The 18,907-nt window shown below is 59.7% G+C and carries 14 protein-coding genes and 1 pseudogene; 13 read left to right on the top strand and 2 right to left on the bottom strand.

Translation table 11 applies throughout. The features are described from left to right. Nucleotides 1-279: 279 nt before the first annotated feature. Nucleotides 280-1,197 (top strand): helix-turn-helix domain-containing protein, encoded by a 918-nt coding sequence (locus MTP38_RS13335; RefSeq protein WP_217212459.1) that lies wholly within the window; start codon nt 280-282, stop codon nt 1,195-1,197. Here MTP38_RS13335 and MTP38_RS13330 read toward each other — a convergent pair. Further along, a complete protein-coding gene (locus MTP38_RS13330; RefSeq protein ID WP_249233830.1) occupies nt 1,194-1,409 on the bottom strand; it encodes a hypothetical protein in 216 nt (71 codons plus the stop codon). The two genes, MTP38_RS13335 and MTP38_RS13330, sit on opposite strands and share 4 nt — an antisense overlap. Before the next feature lie 579 nt (nt 1,410-1,988). On the opposite strand from MTP38_RS13330, the pseudogene MTP38_RS13685 reads away from it, so the two are divergent. Next, nucleotides 1,989-2,063: pseudogene (locus tag MTP38_RS13685) on the top strand (DUF6061 family protein); the annotation flags it as partial. 38 nt (nt 2,064-2,101) lie between these two features. On the opposite strand, the gene MTP38_RS13320 reads toward MTP38_RS13685, so the two are convergent. Continuing rightward, on the bottom strand, nt 2,102-2,569 hold the full coding sequence (locus MTP38_RS13320) for a MerR family transcriptional regulator (protein WP_112091234.1): 468 nt from the start codon (nt 2,567-2,569) through the stop codon (nt 2,102-2,104). 117 nt (nt 2,570-2,686) lie between these two features. Here MTP38_RS13320 and MTP38_RS13315 point away from each other — a divergent pair, with 117 nt between their 5' ends. The 11 genes from MTP38_RS13315 (at nt 2,687) to MTP38_RS13265 (ending at nt 18,751) form a co-directional block, all read left to right on the top strand. Beyond that, entirely contained in the window at nt 2,687-3,226 is a 540-nt protein-coding gene (locus tag MTP38_RS13315) for a flavodoxin family protein (RefSeq protein ID WP_249233828.1), read from the top strand. Between the two features lies 1 nt (nt 3,227). Then, entirely contained in the window at nt 3,228-3,980 is a 753-nt protein-coding gene (locus tag MTP38_RS13310) for a carboxymuconolactone decarboxylase family protein (protein ID WP_249233827.1), read from the top strand. Between the two features lie 412 nt (nt 3,981-4,392). Beyond that, entirely contained in the window at nt 4,393-6,039 is a 1,647-nt protein-coding gene (locus tag MTP38_RS13305; protein WP_249233826.1) for an efflux RND transporter periplasmic adaptor subunit, read from the top strand. Further along, the gene (locus MTP38_RS13300; RefSeq protein ID WP_249233825.1) at nt 6,036-6,794 is read left to right on the top strand and encodes an ABC transporter ATP-binding protein; all 759 of its coding nucleotides are present in this window, start codon (nt 6,036-6,038) and stop codon (nt 6,792-6,794) included. The genes MTP38_RS13305 and MTP38_RS13300 overlap by 4 nt, the downstream gene beginning before the upstream one ends. Then, complete coding sequence (locus MTP38_RS13295) at nt 6,791-7,993, top strand: ABC transporter permease (RefSeq protein WP_249233824.1); 1,203 nt, start codon at nt 6,791-6,793, stop codon at nt 7,991-7,993. Before MTP38_RS13300 ends, MTP38_RS13295 begins: the two co-directional genes overlap by 4 nt. Nucleotides 7,994-8,147: 154 nt before the next feature. Then, nucleotides 8,148-10,295 carry an S-layer homology domain-containing protein gene (locus tag MTP38_RS13290; protein WP_249233823.1) on the top strand — a complete coding sequence of 716 codons (2,148 nt, stop codon included), beginning with the start codon at nt 8,148-8,150 and terminating at the stop codon, nt 10,293-10,295. A 176-nt stretch (nt 10,296-10,471) separates the two neighbouring features. Continuing rightward, nucleotides 10,472-11,182: a LytR/AlgR family response regulator transcription factor gene (locus MTP38_RS13285; RefSeq protein ID WP_249233822.1), complete on the top strand. Its 711-nt coding sequence runs from the start codon at nt 10,472-10,474 to the stop codon at nt 11,180-11,182. Further along, on the top strand, nt 11,179-12,459 hold the full coding sequence (locus MTP38_RS13280; protein WP_249233821.1) for a GHKL domain-containing protein: 1,281 nt from the start codon (nt 11,179-11,181) through the stop codon (nt 12,457-12,459). Before MTP38_RS13285 ends, MTP38_RS13280 begins: the two co-directional genes overlap by 4 nt. A gap of 250 nt (nt 12,460-12,709) precedes the next feature. Next, nucleotides 12,710-15,655 (top strand): glycoside hydrolase family 3 N-terminal domain-containing protein, encoded by a 2,946-nt coding sequence (locus tag MTP38_RS13275; RefSeq protein WP_249233820.1) that lies wholly within the window; start codon nt 12,710-12,712, stop codon nt 15,653-15,655. Nucleotides 15,656-15,760: 105 nt separating this feature from the next. Beyond that, nucleotides 15,761-18,184: a glycoside hydrolase family 3 C-terminal domain-containing protein gene (locus tag MTP38_RS13270; protein ID WP_249233819.1), complete on the top strand. Its 2,424-nt coding sequence runs from the start codon at nt 15,761-15,763 to the stop codon at nt 18,182-18,184. 15 nt (nt 18,185-18,199) lie between these two features. Continuing rightward, nucleotides 18,200-18,751, top strand: a complete 552-nt coding sequence (locus MTP38_RS13265) for a GtrA family protein (protein WP_249233818.1) — start codon at nt 18,200-18,202, stop codon at nt 18,749-18,751. Nucleotides 18,752-18,907 lie beyond the last annotated feature (156 nt).

The raw sequence follows: 18,907 nt of genomic DNA, 5'->3' as shown, positions 1-18,907 counted from the left end.
AATCAACCTGTTCTTCAATGGGCTTCTTCTCAGCGAGGACTTCCATGATTTGTTTCTCCTTTCTTTTTGGTTTTATTCAGCTTGGGAGCTTTCGTTTGTTCGTATCCCTTGCTGTGACTGTATTGTAGCACATCCTGCCGACCGGCAACATATCGTGCCGAGTTACTTGAAAATAACACAAAACGATAAGTTTTCAGTAAAAGTTGAACCGTTCACTGGAAATCCGCTGTGCCATCCTTTATAATAATAGAGATATTACTTCTATAGGAGGGTTTAGGGATGAAGAATGTCTTTCTTGGCGAGTACGTCAAGCAGCGGCGGCTGGATCTGGGTTTGACCCAGGAGCAGCTCTGCTATGGAATCTGTGAGCCTATGACTCTTTCCCGACTGGAAAATGGGAAACAGACCCCCAGCCGCAACCGGATCAATGCCCTTTTGCAGCGTCTGGGCCTGCCGGATGACCGCTATTTTGCTCTGCTGAGTAAAAATGAACTGGAGATGGAAGCTCTTCAGAAAGAAATTGTTGCCTGCAATGCGACCGAAAAGGTGCCGGAGGGCTTTGAGAAGCTTGCACAATTTGAAAAGCTGGCAGATCCGGATGATCAAATTGCGCAGCAATTTGCCCTGCGTTCAAGGGTACTTCTGGGACGCTTAGATGGACGCTACACGCCGCTGGAACAAATCGATCTGCTAATGCAGGCAATTCAGCTGACTGTGCCCCGCTTTGACCTAGAGAGTATAGAAAGTTTCCTTTATACAAGAGATGAAATCACAATTATCAATCAGATTGGGCTTGCTTACTCTGATGCTGGCCAAAATAAAAAAGCAGCTGAAATCTACTATCAGCTGCTTAAGTATGTGCGTAAGCATTTTAAGGAAACCATAACATCTATAGGGGTGTTGCCTTTGGTCCTTTATAATTATGCTCGGGTACTGGATTTGTGCGGTCGCTATGAGGAAGGAGCTGCACTCGCTAAAGAAGGACGAGAAGCCTGTATTCAATATGGACATTACCAAGTATTGCCCCGATGTCTGGAAATTGAAGCGGAATGCCGACATTTTATGGGCGATGACGAAATCAGCAAAGAATTGTACTACCAATCGTATTATCTCTGCAAAGTCATTGGATATCAAATCGGGTTAGAGGTTGTCAAAAAAGAAGCGAAAGAATACTTGAACATCGATTTTATGAGTTAACCCATGTCTCCAACGCCCGGCATAGCATCACATGGCTGGATAGAAGGTCTGTCCGGATTCTCAGGCTGATCAGAACCGTCAGGTTGTTCCGTTTCGGTCACACCAGGCTGCGGTGCTGGCAAGTCTTCAGGCTCAGCGGCAAAGCAGGGGACAGCCAGTAGACTGGTGGCCAGAACAATAGAGGTAATCAGGGTAAAGATACGTTTCATCATTTGTTTTTCCTTTCGTTTTATGTTGTTTTCTTGTTGGCAAAAGGATACCACTACAAGGCCATACAGACCATATCGTGCTGTGTTGCTTTTTTCTAACACAAAACGACGGGTTATACTGAGAATGAGGTCAGATGCTTTCCAATCGGCTTGTGATGCAGCAAGTACTAAAAATAAGAGAATGGCCACCCAAACCAATGCCGTCAAGTCGGTGGGGATAGGGTGATTTTTAATTTGTCGGAGAGTAAGTGCACGGTTTCTGCACGGATTTTGCACGGTTTCAAAACGTGCAGAGGGTGCTTTTCGTTGCAAAATCCGACAAAGGGTGCAGAAATTACCGGGTGAAAAATCACGTTGCTTTGATTAAAAATAACGATGACTCGAAACTTCCAGAAATTGAGACGAACCGGCGGCTTGCTCTCTTAATCAGTGGGCCCAGGGTTCGAGTCCCTGGAGGTGCACCACAACAACGAAATCCGAACTTTTTTCCGATAGGAGAAGGGTTCGGATTTTTCGTTTTCTTCGGAAATGACAATTCCGGCTTGTTCCCGACGGCTGTGTGTTCAAAACCTTATCAACAAAGCGGACTTGATTCTGAACGGCGACCCGGAGAAATACTTGAAAACCGTAACCGGGAGCCATGGGTTAGAAGATTAAGAGAAATGCCGTTCCAAAAGCAACTGGAACGGCATATCTTATCTTTCGATATTCGGCATCTTCTGTCCCCGAAGCTCCTGCCGGATGGCACGGAACTGATCAGGTACATCCGCATCGGTCATCGCACCGGGGACATCCACTGTCCCAGCGGCTTTGGCGGCTTCATAGAACCAGCATTTATACTCCACAGTCTCCAGCGTATGCTGTAACTGCTGGATCTGCTGGGTGAGCACCTCCCGCTGATGCCGGAACATCTCCAGCCGGGTGTCAATGGTGTCGTCTCCCTGCATGGAAAGCTCAATATACTGCCGGATATCCTTGATGGACATTCCGGCTTTTTTCATGCAGCGGATGACCTGCAGCCACTCGAAGTCGTTTTCCCGGAACATCCGAATGCCGCCGGAGGAACGCTCCACAAAGGGAAGTAACCCTTCTTTGTCGTAGTAGCGCAGGGTGGAGGCAGGTACGCCCAGCTTTTGTGCCATTTCACCTACGGTATAGATCATCTGAAACCTCCGTTTTTTCAAAAAGCCCTTGACTTAAAGTGCGCTTTAAGTTGTATGATAAAATTAAACTTTATCAACATCATAATGCGGATGCACTCTGCTGTCAAGGAGGTCCCTATGAGCAAGAAGGTATTGATTTTGTCTGGCAGTCCCCGGAAGGGCGGCAACTCTGATATTCTATGCGACGAATTTCTGCGTGGAGCGCAGGATGCCGGGCACAAAGCAGAAAAGATCCGGGTCGCTGAGAAAAAGGTGGCTCCCTGTTCCGGCTGCTACTACTGCAGCACCCACGGTGGAGCCTGCGTCCACAAGGATGATATGGCAGACATCCTGCAAAAGATGATCGATGCCGATGTCATTGTGCTGGCAAGCCCGGTATACTTCTACTCCATCAGTGCCCAGTTGAAGGCAGTGATCGACCGTACCGTGGCACGGTGGCTTGAGGTCAAAGACAAGGAATTTTACTACATCACCACCATGGCAGACGAGGGAAAAGCCTCTGCGGACACTACGCTGACCTGCTTCCGGGGCTATGCAGACTGTGTGAAAGGTGCCGTGGAAAAGGGAGTCCTTGTAGCAGGCGGTGTCTATGAGCCGGGTGCAGTGTGCGGTACGCCTGCCATGGCACAGGCTTACGAGATGGGGAGGAATATGTAAAATGGCAGTAAAACAGACCGCAGGGCGTGATGCTCTGGGCGAATTTGCACCAAAATTTGCAGAACTTAACGATGAGGTACTATTCGGGCAGGTGTGGAGCCGAGAGGATAAACTCTCCCTCCGGGACCGCAGCCTTGTGACGGTGGTAGCACTGATGGCGCAGGGACTGACGGACTCCTCGTTTCGGTATCACCTGACGGCAGCGAAAAACAACGGTATTACCCGGACTGAGATTGCAGAGATCCTGACCCATGCGGCGTTTTATGCAGGCTGGCCCAAGGCATGGGCGGCTTTCCGCATGGCCAAGGAAGTCTGGGCAGAGGACGCTGCAGAGGATGCCAAGGCAAAGCACCAGAGTGAAATGGTGTTCCCTATCGGTGCATCCAACGACGGCTTTGCACAATATTTCAGCGGAAAAAGCTATCTGGCACCCCTGTCCACCGCACAGGTTGGCATTTACAACGTCACCTTTGAGCCGGGCTGCCGGAACAACTGGCACATCCACCATGCCGCAAAGGGCGGTGGGCAGATCCTTGTCTGCGTGGCAGGCCGGGGCTACTATCAGGAATGGGGCAAAGCTCCGCTGGAGCTGCATCCGGGCGATGTGGTGAACATTCCCCCAGAGGTCAAGCACTGGCACGGTGCTGCACCCGATTGCTGGTTCTCTCATCTGGCAGTGGAAGTGCCCGGCGAAGGCACCTCTAACGAGTGGTGCGAACCGGTGGCGGAGAAAACCTATGGGATACTGCGGTAACCTCTACGATATGTACAACAGGGAGTTCCCCGGCGGGAGCTTCCTGTTTTTCATTTCCTGCAAGATGAGCCTGTTCCGCCTGCCATGCGGCTGTCTGTAAGCAGACGTAAAAAAACAGCAAGGCTCCCGCCCGGAGGATCTGCCCCGGGTGGGAGCCTTTATTTCCCGGGATATTCAGGACAGTGGAAAAATTTTCAAAAAAGTTGCAAATCGTGCAGGAAATCTTCCTTGTAGTCCGTTTTATAAGATGGTATCATGACATTGATTTGCGCAGCTGACCCGGAGCAGGAACTCGCAGGTGGGATGATTTTTGCGGGTGCGGCGGGAAGGGCGCAGAGCGATGAACGCAGGAGGAATGCATTCTTCTTTATCACAGGTCTACAGGAAAAAATCACAGGAGGTCAGGCTTTTCATGCTAGGTTTCAACAAAAAGACACAGGACGCCTCTCCGCAGGAGAACACCGGCGGGGAAAATAAGGTGCTCCACTTTATCCGGACCCACAAAAAGCGCTGCATCGCGGCGGTCGTGGCCGTGGCGGTGCTGGCGGTGGTGGTCATCCCCCGCAGGAGCCGCAGTGCATCGGCAGACATGGCGTATGTGCAGGAGGCGCTGGGACGCCGCGACATCGTGAACGTCTACGACGGCAGCGGCACCATCAATGCCGCCGATTCCTACACCGTCAAGTCCCTCGTCACCGGCACGGTGCTCACCGCTGACTTCGAGCTGGGCGACACCATCCAGAAGGGCGATGTCCTCTACGTCATCGACAGCTCGGATGTGGAGGGCGACCTCGAGAGCGCACAGCTTTCGGTGTCTCAGGCCCAGCGCAGCTACGATGACGCCGCCGACGCCCGGAATGTCCGCACGAAGATCAGCGGCGAGGTCAGCTCCTTTGCTGTGGCCGCTGGCGACGCGGTGCAGGCCGGTCAGACCGTCGCCACCGTCCGCGACACCTCTGTGATGCTGCTGGCCGTGGATTTCCCCGCCGCCGAGGCCCAGAGCTTCGCCGTCGGTCAGGCCGCGCAGGTCATGCCGGACACCACCTTTGAGGTGCTGAACGGCACCATCCGCTCGGTATCGGGCGCAGACCCCTCCGGTGACGCCAGCCTCATGACCTGCACCGTCACCATCGCGGTGCCCAACACGGGCAGCCTGACCACCGCGCAGGCCGCAGTGGCGCAGGTGAACGGCGTCAGCTCCCTCAACTCGGCCCATTTTGCCTACCAGCGCGAGGAGACCGTCGTGGCCGCTGCCTCCGGCACCGTGTCCGAGCTTTGCGTCAGGGAGGGCAGCACCGTCCGTCAGGACGACGTGCTCCTCCGCATCACCGGCAAGGATCTGGACAAGCAGGCCCAGAACGCCGCCGACAATCTTCGCTCTGCCGAGCTGCGGATGTCTTCCGCAGAGCGGAACATCAGCCACTACACCATCGATGCGCCCATCAGCGGCACCATCGTGGACAAAAAGGTCAAAGCCGGCGATAAGCTCAGCGCCAACGACGCAGCCATGCAGAACCTCTGCACCATCTACGATATGAGCTATCTGGAACTGAAGCTCAACGTGGATGAGCTGAAAATTCGTTCTCTGAAGGTCGGACAGGAGGTGGAGATCACCGCCGACGCCGTCCCGGGCGAGACCTACAAGGGCACCATCAGCAGCATCCTCGTGGCCGGCACCACTGCCAACGGCTCCACCAGCTACCCCGTCACCGTCCGCATCGACGAGATGGGCGATCTGCTGCCCGGCATGAATGCCTCGGCCAAGATCACCACAGCCAGCGTCAAGGATGTTCTGGCCCTGCCCAACGCCGCCCTCGTCCGGGGCAGCTATGTGCTGGTGACGAAGGATTCGCCCAGCGCTGCCAACGCCGAGGCCTCCATGACCGCCCCCGAGGGCTATGTCTACGTCAAAGTGACCACCGGCATCAGCGACGATGATTACATCGAGGTGAAGAGCGGCCTGCAGGAGGGCGACACCATCGCTTACGACACCTCGACGGTCAGCGCGACCGACTTCTACAGCAACATGATGGTGTCTGCCGAAGGAGGCGACGAATGAGCGCCCTGATCGAGTTTGACGAGGTCTGCAAATACTACCAGATGGGTGACACCCTCGTCAAAGCGGCAGACCACATCTCCATGAAGATAGACCGGGGCGAGTTCGTGGCCATCGTGGGCCAGTCCGGCTCCGGCAAATCCACCTGCATGAACATCATCGGCTGTCTGGATGTGCCTACCCACGGCCGGTATCTGCTGGACGGCAGCGATGTCGGTAAGATGAACCGCCGTGAGCTGGCGGCCATCCGGAACGAGAAGCTGGGCTTCATCTTCCAGCAATACAACCTGCTGCCCAAGCTGACCCTGCTGGAAAACGTGGAAGTCCCCCTCATCTACGCAGGCGTGGGCGGCAGCGAGCGCCGCCGCCGCGCCATCGCAGCGCTGGAACAGGTGGGTCTGGGCAGCAAGCTCCGGAACAAGCCCAACCAGCTCTCCGGCGGCCAGCAGCAGCGTGTGTCCATCGCCCGCGCCCTTGTCCGCAACCCGCCCATCATTCTGGCCGACGAGCCGACGGGTGCGCTGGACTCTCATACCGGCCGGGAGGTGCTGGGGATGCTTCAGGAACTGCACAAACAGGGCCACACCGTGGTCCTCATCACCCACGACAACTCCATCGCCGTGCAGGCAGAGCGCATCATCCGGTTGGAGGACGGTGTCGTCGTCTACGACGGCGACGCCCACGCCCCCGAGGCGGTCGTGCAGCCGAACCTCATGATGTCGGCCCCGAAAGCCGGAGAGGAGGGAGCGCACGCATGATAAAGGAGACCTTCAAGCAGGCCATCCAGAACGTGTGGAGCAACAAAGTCCGCACCTTCCTCACCATGCTGGGCATCATCATCGGCGTTATGGCCGTCATCGTCATCGTCGGCCTCGGCAACGGCATGACCCACATGATGCAGGACTTCTACTCCGATATGGGCAGCGATATTCTGTCGGTCAACGTCATGACCGCCAGCACCCGCACGGTGGAGGTCAGCGATGTGTATAACATCATCAACCAGAAGCCGGAGTATTACAGGGGCCTTTCGCCCATCGCCAGCGCCGGGACGGATCCGCTGCGGGTGGCAGGGGAGAAGTACCGCCGCACCTACATCAGCGGCGTCAATGAGGATTATCTGACCATCAACAACTATAAGGTGGCCAAGGGCCGGGGCATCCAGTACACCGACCTGATGGACAACAAGAACATCTGCGTCATCGGCGACTATGTGGACCGCAAGATCTTCGGCGGCAACGGCCTCGGCAGCACCCTCAAGGTGGGCGCAAACGAGTTTCGCATCGTGGGCGTGCTGGAAGGCCGCTCCAAGCCCGCCGCCCAGTACGAGGGCGGCAACGACGACGTTGTCCTTGTCCCCTACACCACCCTGCTGAGCCTCAGCAGCGGAAGCAGCGTCAGCCAGTATTACGTCGTGCTGCAGGATGCAGACCACTCGGACGAGGCACAGGAGTTTTTGCAGTCGCGGCTCAAGAAGCTGGTCAGTAAGGATGACTACGTCTTCGTCATGAGCCTGAGTGCGGCAATGTCGCAGATGTCCTCTATGATCAATATTATGGTGGGCGTCCTGACGGCCATCGCAGGCATCTCGCTTCTGGTGGGCGGCATCGGCATCATGAACATCATGCTGGTGTCCGTCACCGAGCGCACCCGCGAGATCGGCATCCGGAAGGCGCTGGGCGCACAGGAGAGCACCATCCTGACCCAGTTCGTCGTGGAGGCCGGCGTCACGTCGGCGCTGGGCGGCTGCTTCGGCATCGTGCTGGGCTACATCGTCTCGGCCATCATCAACCAGATCCTTCCGTTCGTCCTGACGGACATCACCCTGAACGTCACCCCCTCGGCGGACGCAGCGGCCATCGCCGTGGGCATCTCCTGCGGCATCGGCGTCCTGTTCGGCTTCCTGCCTGCCCGCCGTGCCGCCCGCCTGAACCCCATCGAGGCGTTGAGGTATGATTAACCTCTCCGTCAGCGCTGACGCGCTGCCACCTCTCCTATCGAGGAGAGGCCTTGGCATTCCGGAAAGCTTCCTCTCTTCGCCAGAGGCTCCCCTCGGTAGGGGAGCTGTCGAGCGAATGCGAGACTGAGAGGTTTATACTTATAAGGAGTTTACCATGAAAAAAAGATTCCTCGCATTCCTGCTGGCCGTCTGCGTGGCGGTTTCCATGCTGGTGCTGCCCGCCTCGGCGGTCGGCTCCAATGCGGCAGTCCAGACGGCGACGGCGCTGGGCGGTCTGACCGCCGAGCAGTCCGCTTCTCTGGGCGCGCCCCTCACCCGTGGGCAGGCGGCCCGTCTCCTGACGGCTTTCTCGGCCTACCGCGACACCGCCGCAGCACAGGGCCGCACCGGCCGTCTGTACAGCGATGTGGACAGCGATTCGCCCTACGCCGTCTACATCCGCACCGCCGTCCAGAACGGCTGGATGACCGGCTACTCCGATGGCAGCTTCCGCCCGGACAATGCCGTTACGCTGGAGGAGGCCTGCACCATGGCCCTCCGCCTGCTGGGCTACGATGTGGCGAGCCTCGGCGGCACCTTCCCCTCGGCCCAGCTCAATAAGGCGAGCGCACTGGGCCTGCGCAATGACATCAGCGCCCGTCAGGGCGAGGTGCTGACCCTCGAGCAGGGCACCGTGCTCTTCTACAATGCCCTCACGGCCATGAACGGCAGCGGTCAGGTCTACGCCTCCACGCTGGGCTTTGCGGTGAGCAACGGTCAGGTGGACATCTCCTCCGTCCTGCTGGACAACGTCAAAGGCCCCTTCGTGGCCGATGCGGCCACGGCCCTGCCCTTTGCCCCGGCGGCCATCTACCGCAACGACGAAGTCACCACCTCTGCGGCCCTCTCGCCCTATGATGTCTACTATTATAATGAGAGCGCCCGCACCCTGTGGATCTACAATAAGCGTGCCGCAGGCCGTGTGACGGCGGTCTCGCCCTCGGCCAGCGCCCCGACCTCTGTGACTGTGGCCGGGGTCAGCTACACCATCGCCTCGCCCTCCGTGGCCTACCAGCTGTCCTCCCTGTCCGGCGGCGGCGTGGGTCAGGTGGTCACGCTGCTGCTGGGCATGAACGACGCCGCAGTCTCCGTCCTCACCGGGGAGGAGGCCGACGCCGTATTTTACGGCGTGGTGCAGTCCTCATCCCGCACCCTCGTGGAGACCAACAGCGCCGAGGTGCAGCAGGCCGTCTCCATCATGTGCACCGACGGCACGGCCCGCACCGTCAACGTAAACAATAAGCTCAATTTCCCGGCGGGCAAGCTGGTGGAGGTCCGCGTGGACGAGGGCGGCGAGAGCGTTAAGTCCATCTCGCCCCGTCCGGTCAGCGGCACCATCCGCGCCGACGGCACCGCACTGGGCGACACCCCGTTTGCAGACAACGTGCAGATCCTTGATACGACGTCGGAGGGTGTGGCTGGGGCAGTTCGCCCCAGCCGCCTATCGGGGGTAACGCTGAGTGAGAACGACGTCCGCTACTACACCACCAACGCCGCCGGTGAGATCGACCGGGTCATCCTCAACGATGTGACCGGCGACCTGTGGGAGTATGCCGCGCTGGATTCCGTCCGCCGCCTGACGGACGAAGCCGCTAAGAAGATCGACAAGAAGATCAGCGAGAAGGCGCAGGACGCCGCAAAGGAGGCCGCAGGCCTCCCCACGACGACAACGACCACCACCACGGTGAAGAAGACCGACGAGGAGACCTTTCAGGACGTGAAGAACATTCTGGTGCCCAGCACCAGCGATGTGCTCTACGGCCTCATCGACGGCAGCATCGTCAGCTCTACCTGGAACACCCTCACCGGCAAGACGGACCAGCTCTTCAGCTATGTGCTCCGCCGCACCGGTGACAGTGTGGGCGGCACGCTGGGCGATTTCCTCAACTATCTGGGCGAGGGTGCCACCTACGTCTGCTACACCGGCGGCAAGCAGGTGGCCTACAGCACCGCCACCAAGTATCCCATCGTGGCGGGCGGCATCGCCATCGGCCGCTCTGCCGACGGCAAGGCCATCAACCGGATGCTCCAGCTCTCGCCGGTGGTCATCGACAGGCTGGGCGCGGCTTCGGTCATGAGCGGGGACAAGCGGTATGAGACCGCCGACGATATGCAGGTCTATCTGTGGTCGAACGGCCAGTATTTCGCCACCTCGCTGCCCAAGGTCAACACCGAGGACTACAAGCTCATCGGCTGGTACGACAACTTCGGCTGCGCAGGCGGAAAGAAGATCCGCATCCTCGTGGCCGTCAAGACGAACTGAGATCTTCCCTGAAAGAACAAAGCAGCAGCCTCACCGAACGCAGAGTGAGGCTGCTGCTTTTGTGTTTAGCTGTTGGACTGGGGGACGCGGCAGAAAAAGGGCCTTCCCATTTGCCACCGGCCCAGTTTCGTGTTACAATAAAAACCAGAGAAATTGCGGAAAAAGGAGGTGCGGCAATGATACGCATCGCTCTGGTGGAGGACGAGGCAGAGGTGCGGGCGCAGCTGCAAGGCTATGTGCAGCGGCACACCCGGCAGTATGGCACCGAGTTTGCTGTGACGGAGTTCGCCGACGGGATGGAGCTGATGGATGATTACCGCCCGGTGTACGATGTCCTGTTTCTGGACGTGGAGATGAAGCATCTGGATGGGATGGAGACGGCCCGGCGGGTGCGGGAGCTGGACAAGGACGTCATCATCGTCTTCATCACGAATATGGCCCAGTACGCCATCGGCGGGTACGCGGTGGGTGCGCTGGACTATGTGCTCAAACCGGTGCCCTACTTTGCCTTTTCGCAGCAGCTCCGGAAGGTGGAGGAGCAGCTGCGCCGCCGGGTGCGGCACTATCTGGCCCTGCCGGTGGAGGGCGGGCTTCGGCGGCTGGACTCCTCCCTCATCTATTATCTGGAAAGCGAGGGCCACCGCGTCCACTTCTACACCGAGGAGGGGGACTTCGCGGCGGCGGGCACCCTGAAAGCCTTCGAGGAGAAGCTGGCTGAGCGGCCCTTTGCCCGCTGCAACAGCGGCTACCTCGTCAATCTGGCGCAGGTGAAGGGGGTGCAGCAGGGGATGGTGCAGGTAGGACCCTATGAATTGCAGCTGAGCCGGCCCCGGCGGAAAGCTTTCCTCGCGGCGCTGGCCGACCACATCGGAGGTGGAGGCGCATGACGGCGCTGCCCAATATCCCGCGCCTCTACACGGCGCTGGCCGAGTGTCTGGCCGTGGGCATCTACGCCCTGCCGCTGGGCCTCCGCTTCGGCCCGAAAGCCACCCTCGCCGTCAGCGCGGCGTGGGCGCTGGTCCTCTGCGCTTTTTTGCAGGCCACGGGCAGCGTCCCGCTGGCGTGGTGGATCCCCTGCATGGCGGCGGCGGTGGCGATGCAGTACCTTTACCTCTGGCTCACCCGCACCATCTCGCTGCTGGAGGCCGGGTATGTCTGCGCCCGGGCCTTTGTTCTGGCCGAGCTGGCTGCCAGCGCCGAGTGGCAGCTGCACTGTTTCCTCTGGCCTCAACGCAGAGGGGCCGATGGCCTGTCGCTGGCGCTGCTGGCGGTGGTCTACAGCGGGGTCTTCGGCTGCATCTGGCTGCTGGAGCACAAGCACGCCAGCCCCAAGGGCCGCATCGTCATCAGCGGAAAAGCGGCCCTCGTGGCCGTCGTCATGGCGGCGATGGTCTTCGCGGTGAGCAACCTGCTCTTCTTGGGCGACCGCGAGGTGGACATGAGCGTCTACTACATCCGCACGCTGGTGGACATCTGCGGTGTCCTCATCCTGACCGTCCAGCACGAGCAGCTGCGGGAAGCGGCCCTCCACAGCGAGCTTGCGGCGATGGACGAGGTGCTCCACCGCCAGTATGAGCAGTACAAGCGGAGCAAAGAGGGCATCCGGCTCATCAACAGCCGCTACCATGAGTTGAAAATTCAGATCGCAGACATCCGTGCCGAGCGCGACCGGGCCAAGCAGGACGCCGCGCTGGCCCGGATGGAAAGCGGCATCCGCCGGTATGAGGCCGAGAACAAGACCGGCAATCCGGTGCTGGACACCCTGCTCACCGCAAAGAGCATGGACTGCCAGCAGCGGGGCATCAACATGACCAGCGTGGCCGATGGCAGCAAGCTGGGGTTCCTGACGACCCGGGAGCTGTGCACCCTCGTGGGCGCGCCGCTGGACAACGCCATCGAGTGTGTCACGGCAGAGCCGGACCCCGAAAAGCGGCTGCTGCGGGTGGCCGTCTATGACCAGAGCGGCTGTGTGATGCTCCGCTTCGAGAATTACTGCGCCCAGCCCGTGGAACTGGGCGCAGACGGCCTGCCCCGCCACAACACCCACGGCGGCTACGACCTGCGGGGCGTGCAGGCGGCAGCGCAGGACCACGACGGCACCATGACCCTTCACTGGGCCGACGGCTGGTTCACGCTGCGGATCCTGCTGCCGATCCCGGAATAAAGAAAAACCTCTCCGTCATTGCTTCGCAATGCCGGAGAGGTTTTTTCTGTTTTGCACAATAAAACCGGGCCTGTATTTGTGGATAAGCACAATAAAATTTGAAACCAAAATGAAACTTCTGCAAAATATGCCTCGGAAATGACAGATTGTGAAAATCTTTGTAAATTTTCATTGAATTCCTTTATAATGGATGCCAATGGTCCGGGAGCTGTGCCCGGGAAATATGAATTCAGAATAAGGAGGAAGAATTATGTTGTCCGTCAATATGGATGATGTAATGCAGGTAGTTTCCAACATCCAAAACTACCTGATCGCCTTCGGCGTCGTGGTCGTGGTCGCACTCGTTGCGATGTTTGCGGCCAAGAAGCTGCCGAAAGCCAAGAAGAAGATGGTCCGTGCGCAGTCTGGTGTCGCCATTCTGCTGGCACTGGTCATCGTTGTCAACCTCATCTGCATCGGCCCCATGTCCACCATGCTGGATCTGGTCTCCGGTGAAGGCTCCATCAGCGAGGAGACCTCCGCAGAGGCGACCGAGCTGGTGAACGAGATCACGCAGGAGGGCATCGTTCTGGCACAGAACGATGACAACATCCTGCCTGTGGCCTCCGGCTCCAAGCTGAACGTCTTTGGCTGGGCCTCCACCAGCCCCTGCTACGGCGGCACCGGCTCCGGCGCACTGAACGACGCCTATCCCGTCACCGACCTGCTCACCGGCCTGCACGATGCGGGCATCGAGACCAACGACGAGCTGAGCAAGTTCTACACCGACTACTGCGCTACCCGTCCCAGCGTCGGCATGGCACAGCAGGACTGGACCCTGCCCGAGCCGAATGTCAGCCTGTACACCGACGAGATGATGGCAAACGCCAAGGAATACTCTGACACCGCCATGGTGGTCATCACCCGCGTCGGCGGCGAGGGCGCAGACCTTCCCACCGATATGGCTGCTGTCGTGGACGGCAGCTGGGTCCGCCGTGTGGCAGACTACCGCGGCTCTCAGCGCGGCGCTGGCTATTACAACGGCTCTTATGACGACAGCCTGAACGAGGGCAACGACTGGGATGCAGGCGACCACTTCCTGCAGCTGTCCAACCGCGAGGAAGAGCTGATCGATCTGGTCACTTCCAACTTCGACAACGTCATCGTCGTCTACAACGGCGCAAACGCATTCGAGATGGGCTGGGTCAAGGATTACCCCCAGATCAAGGGCGTTCTGCTCTGCCCCGGCACCGGCCAGTCCGGCTTTGAGGGCTTTGGCCGCGTGGTCGCCGGTGAGGTCAACCCCTCCGGCCGCACCGCAGATACCTATGTCACCGACCTGACCGCCTCTCCGTGGTGGAACAACTTCGGCGACTTCAAGTACACCAACGCTTCCGAGTTCAACTCCAATGCAAGTATGTTCGATCCCGAGGGCACCACTCCCTCCTTCGTCAACTACGTCGAGGGCATCTACGTCGGCTACAAGTTCTATGAGACGGCTGCCGATGAGGGCCTCATCGACTACGACAAGGAAGTGGTCTATCCCTTCGGCTACGGCCTGAGCTACACCACCTTCACCCAGAAGATGAGCGACATCACCAACGATGGCGCAGACCTGAAGTTCTCCGTCACTGTCACCAACACCGGCTCTGTTGCCGGCAAGGATGTTGTCGAGATCTACAGCGATCCTCCGTATACCAACGGCGGCATCGAGAAGGCCTCCGCAAACCTGCTGGACTTCGCCAAGACCGACGAGCTGGCTCCCGGCGAGAGCGAGACCATCGACTTCACCATCCCGGTGGAGGAGCTGGCTTCCTACGATTACCAGAACAACGGCTGCTATGTGCTGGAGGCTGGCGACTACGTCATCAGCACCAACGCAGACTCCCACACCGCTCTGGATTCCAAGACCTGCACCTTCGCTTCGGACATCGTCTACAACGAGTCCAACAAGCGCGGGAGCGATGAGGTCGTGGCCACCAACCAGTTCGATTTCGCTGAGGGCGAGATCACCTATCTGTCCCGTGCAGACGGCTTCGCAAACTACGATGAAGCCACTGCCGCTCCTGCCACTTACGAGATGAGCGACGAGGTCAAGGCCGGCTTCGAGAACTGCTTCACCTACACCGAGTCCGGCTACGAGAAGGACGAGGACCCCAACGCAGAGGACATTACTACCGGCGCAAAGAACGGCCTCAAGCTGGCTGACCTGCGCGACGTGGATTACAACGACTCCAAGTGGGATGACCTGCTGGACGAGATGAGCATCGACGACCTGCAGCAGACCATCGGCTTCGGCGGCTATCAGACCGCAGCGGTGGACAGCGTCGGCAAGGTGCGCACCAACGACTGCGATGGCCCCGCCTCCATCAACAACAACTTCACCGGCGTCGGCTCGGTCGGCTTCCCGGCTGCTACCCTCATCGGCATGACCTGGAGCAAGGATCTGGCCCATGACTTCGGCGACAGCATCGGCAAGATGGCCAACGAGATGAACACCTCCGGCTGGTACGGCCCGGCCATGAACATCCACCGCACCGCATTCTCCGGCCGCAACTTCGAGTATTACTCGGAGGATGGCGTCCTGTCCGGCGAAATGGCCGCAAGTGCCATCGCAGGCGCACAGGAGCACGGCGTCTACGCTTACATGAAGCACTTTGCCCTGAACGATCAGGAGGGCAACCGCAACTGCATGGCGGCCACCTGGTCCAACGAGCAGGCCATCCGTGAGATCTACCTCAAGCCCTTCGAAATGTCGGTCAAGGATGCAGACTGCCACGCAGTCATGTCCTCCTTCAACTACATCGGCAATCGCTGGGCCGGCGGCTGCTCTGAGCTGCTGCAGAACGTCCTGCGCGGCGAGTGGGGCTTCCTCGGCTTCGTCGAGACCGACTACTTCGGCGTCTACGGCTACATGACCGCCGATCAGGCTGTCCGCAACGGCGGCGACCTGATGCTCTGCACCACGGGCAACGATTACAACACCGTGACCGTCCTGACCAACAGCAGCAAGCAGGCCATGCGCACCGCTGCCAAGAACATCCTCTACACCGTGGTCAACAGCCGCGCTTACGATGAGGAGAACCTGAACCCCGGTATGGCAAAGTGGAAGATCGTCCTGATCGGTGCAGACGTCGTCGCCGCACTGCTCATCGTGGGTCTGGAGTACACCGCCATCAAGAACTACAAAAAGCGCAAGGAAGAGGAAGAAGTCTAAGACGTAAGCACTCTCCGTGCAGCACCTGAACAAAACCGATGGCAAAGGCCCGCTGCAGCGAACAGCGGGCCTTTGCCCCGCTCAGGGATCAATGAGGAAAATGCGATGAAGCACACTGACATCATCCGGAAACTGAACCTAGAACAGAAATGTGCCCTGCTCTCGGGCGAGACGGTCTTCACCACCCGTGCCCTGCCCGGCAAGGGCATCCCGTCCATTACCCTGTCGGACGGCCCCAACGGCGTCCGCAAGCAGGCGGGGGCGGCCGACCATCTGGGCCTGAACCCCAGCGTCCCGGCCACCTGCTTCCCGACCTCCTCCGCCACGGCGTGCAGCTGGGACGAGGCCCTCGGCGAGGCCGTGGGCGAGGCGATGGGCGAGGAGGCCGCCGCACAGGAGGTGGCTGTCCTCCTCGGCCCCGGCCTGAACATCCAGCGCAGCCCCCTCTGCGGCCGTGACTTCGAGTATTTTTCGGAGGACCCCATCCTTGCAGGCAAAATGGCTGCGGCCTATGTGCGGGGCATCCAGAAAAAAGGCATCGCGGCCTGCCCCAAGCACTTCGCGGTCAACAGTCAGGAGCTGCGCCGGATGGCCTCCGACTCGGTGGTGGACGAGCGCACCCTGCGGGAGCTGTACCTGACCGGCTTCGAGATCGTGGTCAAGGAGGCCCGGCCCAAGACCATCATGACCTCCTACAACCTCATCAACGGCACCTACGCCAACGAGAACGCCCATCTCCTGCAGGACATCCTGCGGAAGGATTGGGGCTTCGACGGGGCGGTCGTCACCGACTGGGGCGGCTCCAACGACCACGCCCTCGGCGTGAAGAACGGCTCCACCCTCGAGATGCCCTGCCCCGGCGGCGACTCCATCCGGGAGCTGATGAAGGCCGTGAAGGACGGCAAAGTCGCCGAGGCCGACCTCGACGCCCGCCTCGACGAGCTGCTGGAGCTGGTGCTCTCCACCCACGCGGCAGTGGAGAAAGCCCCCCGCACCTTTGACGCGGCTGCCCACCACGCACTGGCCCGCCGCGCCGCCGCCGAGAGCATCGTCCTGCTCAAGAACGAGGACGGCATCCTGCCCCTGAAGGCGGGCGAAAAGCTGGCCATCATCGGCGACTTTGCCCAGACGCCCCGCTATCAGGGCGCAGGCTCCAGCGCCGTCAATGCGCTCCAAGTAGATGCTCTGCTGGACTGCATCAAAGCCGACGACCGCGGCATCGCCTTTGTGGGTTACGCCTCCGGCTTCGACCGTCAGGGGGCCGCAGACCCCAAAAAGCAGGAGGAGGCCGTCTCCCTCGCAAAGCAGGCCGACACCGTCCTGCTCTGCCTCGGCCTCGACGAGCTGCGGGAGAGCGAGGGCCTTGACCGCGCCGATATGGCGCTGGCCGAGAACCAGCAGCAGCTTCTGGACGCAGTGGCCGCCGTCAACCCGAATGTCGTCGTCCTGCTGAGCGCCGGTGCGCCGGTGGAGACCCCGTGGGTGGGCCGGTGCAAGGCGCTGGTCTACGGCGCGCTGGGCGGACAGGCGGGTGCCGGTGCGGCAGCGGACATCCTCACTGGAAAGCTCTGCCCCTGCGGCAAGCTGTCCCAGACGTGGGCAAAGGCCTACGACGACACCCCCGCCAAGGCAAACTTCGGCGGCGAGGGCCGGAACGTGGAGTACCGCGAGGGCCTGTATGTGGGCTACCGCTACTATCAGACCGCCGGTGTGAAGCCTGCCTTCCCCTTCGGCTACGGCCTGAGCTACACCACCTTTGAATACAGCGGCCTCAAGGCCGACGAAACGGGCGTGACCCTTACCGTCACCAACACCGGCAGCGCCGCCGGTGCCGAGATCGTCCAGCTCTACGTCGCAAAGCCGGATGCGAAGGTCTTCCGCCCCGAGCAGGAGCTGAAGGGCTTTGCAAAGGTCTCTCTCGCCCCCGGCGAGAGCAAGACCGTGGCCATCGCGCTGGACGATAAGGCGTTCCGCTACTGGAACGTCAAGACCAACGCATGGGAGGTCGAGGGCGGCAGCTACCAGCTCCGGGTGGGCGCGTCCAGCGTGGACATCCGCCTGACGGCAGACATCACCGTCAAGGGCACCAATGCCCCCGACCCCTACGCGGGCCTGAGCCTGACCCACTACGTCTCCGGTCAGATCACCTATGTGACCGACACCGAGTTCGAGGCCCTGCTGGGCCATCCCATCCCGGAGGACGTCGTCCGCATTGACCGGAACATGACGCTGGGCGAGATGGATCATGGCCGCAGCCCGCTGGGCTGGCTGGCCCAGAAGGTGCTGCGCAGCCGTCTCGACGCCAGCTTTGCAAAGGGCAAGCCCGACCTGAACACCGTCTTCCAGTACAATATGCCCCTCCGTGCGCTGGCTAAGATGACCAACGGCATGGTCAGCATGGGGATGGTGGACGGCCTCGTCTGGGAGCTGAAGGGATTCTGGCTGGTGGGCATCGTCCGGGTCATCTACGAATTTATCAAGAACGCCATCCTGAACGCCCAGCTGAAAAAGCGGCTGCGTCAGGGCTGAGAAGGAGGAACGACCGTGAATTTCTGGAATATCTTTGCCCAAAAGCATCCGGCTGCGGCCAAATGGGTGCGGGAGGGCGGACTGTTCGTTATCGTGTCCAACCTCATCACCGTGTTCAAGTACCTGCTGCTGCAATTTCTGCCCAAAGCTTTTGCCGGTCTGCCGGTGGTGGACTTCGGCTGGCCGGGCATCGACATCACCCTCTTCGGGGAGACCTTCAAGTGGAACATCCTCGGCTACGATGCGGCCCACGGCGGCCTGCCCTACTTCTGCGCCTACATGGTGGCCATGATCGTCGGCGAGTGCATCAATTTCCCCATCCAGCGCAGCCTCGTCTTCCGCAGCAAGGGCGATCTGGCAAAACAGATCGGCTGGTACCTGCTGGCCTTCTGTCTCATCACCTGCATCGTCAACTCCATCAACTGCATCTGGGTGGCGGTGGCCGGTCTGCTGGTGCCCGACTTCATCTACAACATCGGCACCACCGTGCTCAACGGCGGCATCTCGATGGTGATCTTCTTCTTCGTGAACAAGATCATCTTCCCCGAGGGCGAGGCCGCAAAATAAACTGACATCCTCTCTATTTTCATCATTTTCTTCATCCAAACCGGCGGGCCGTCCCCTGAAAAGGGGGCGGCCTGTTGGCATATTGAGCGATTTTGGACGCTGGAAAGGACGAATTTTCGGTCATAGGAGAAGAATCTGTCGGAGAGGGTTGCACTT

The organism is Faecalibacterium sp. I3-3-89, from assembly GCF_023347275.1.
GTDB classification, from domain to species: Bacteria; Bacillota; Clostridia; order Oscillospirales; family Ruminococcaceae; genus Faecalibacterium; species Faecalibacterium butyricigenerans.
Note: the sequence above shows the minus strand (reverse complement) of the source record. Positions and strands in the feature narration are given on the sequence as shown.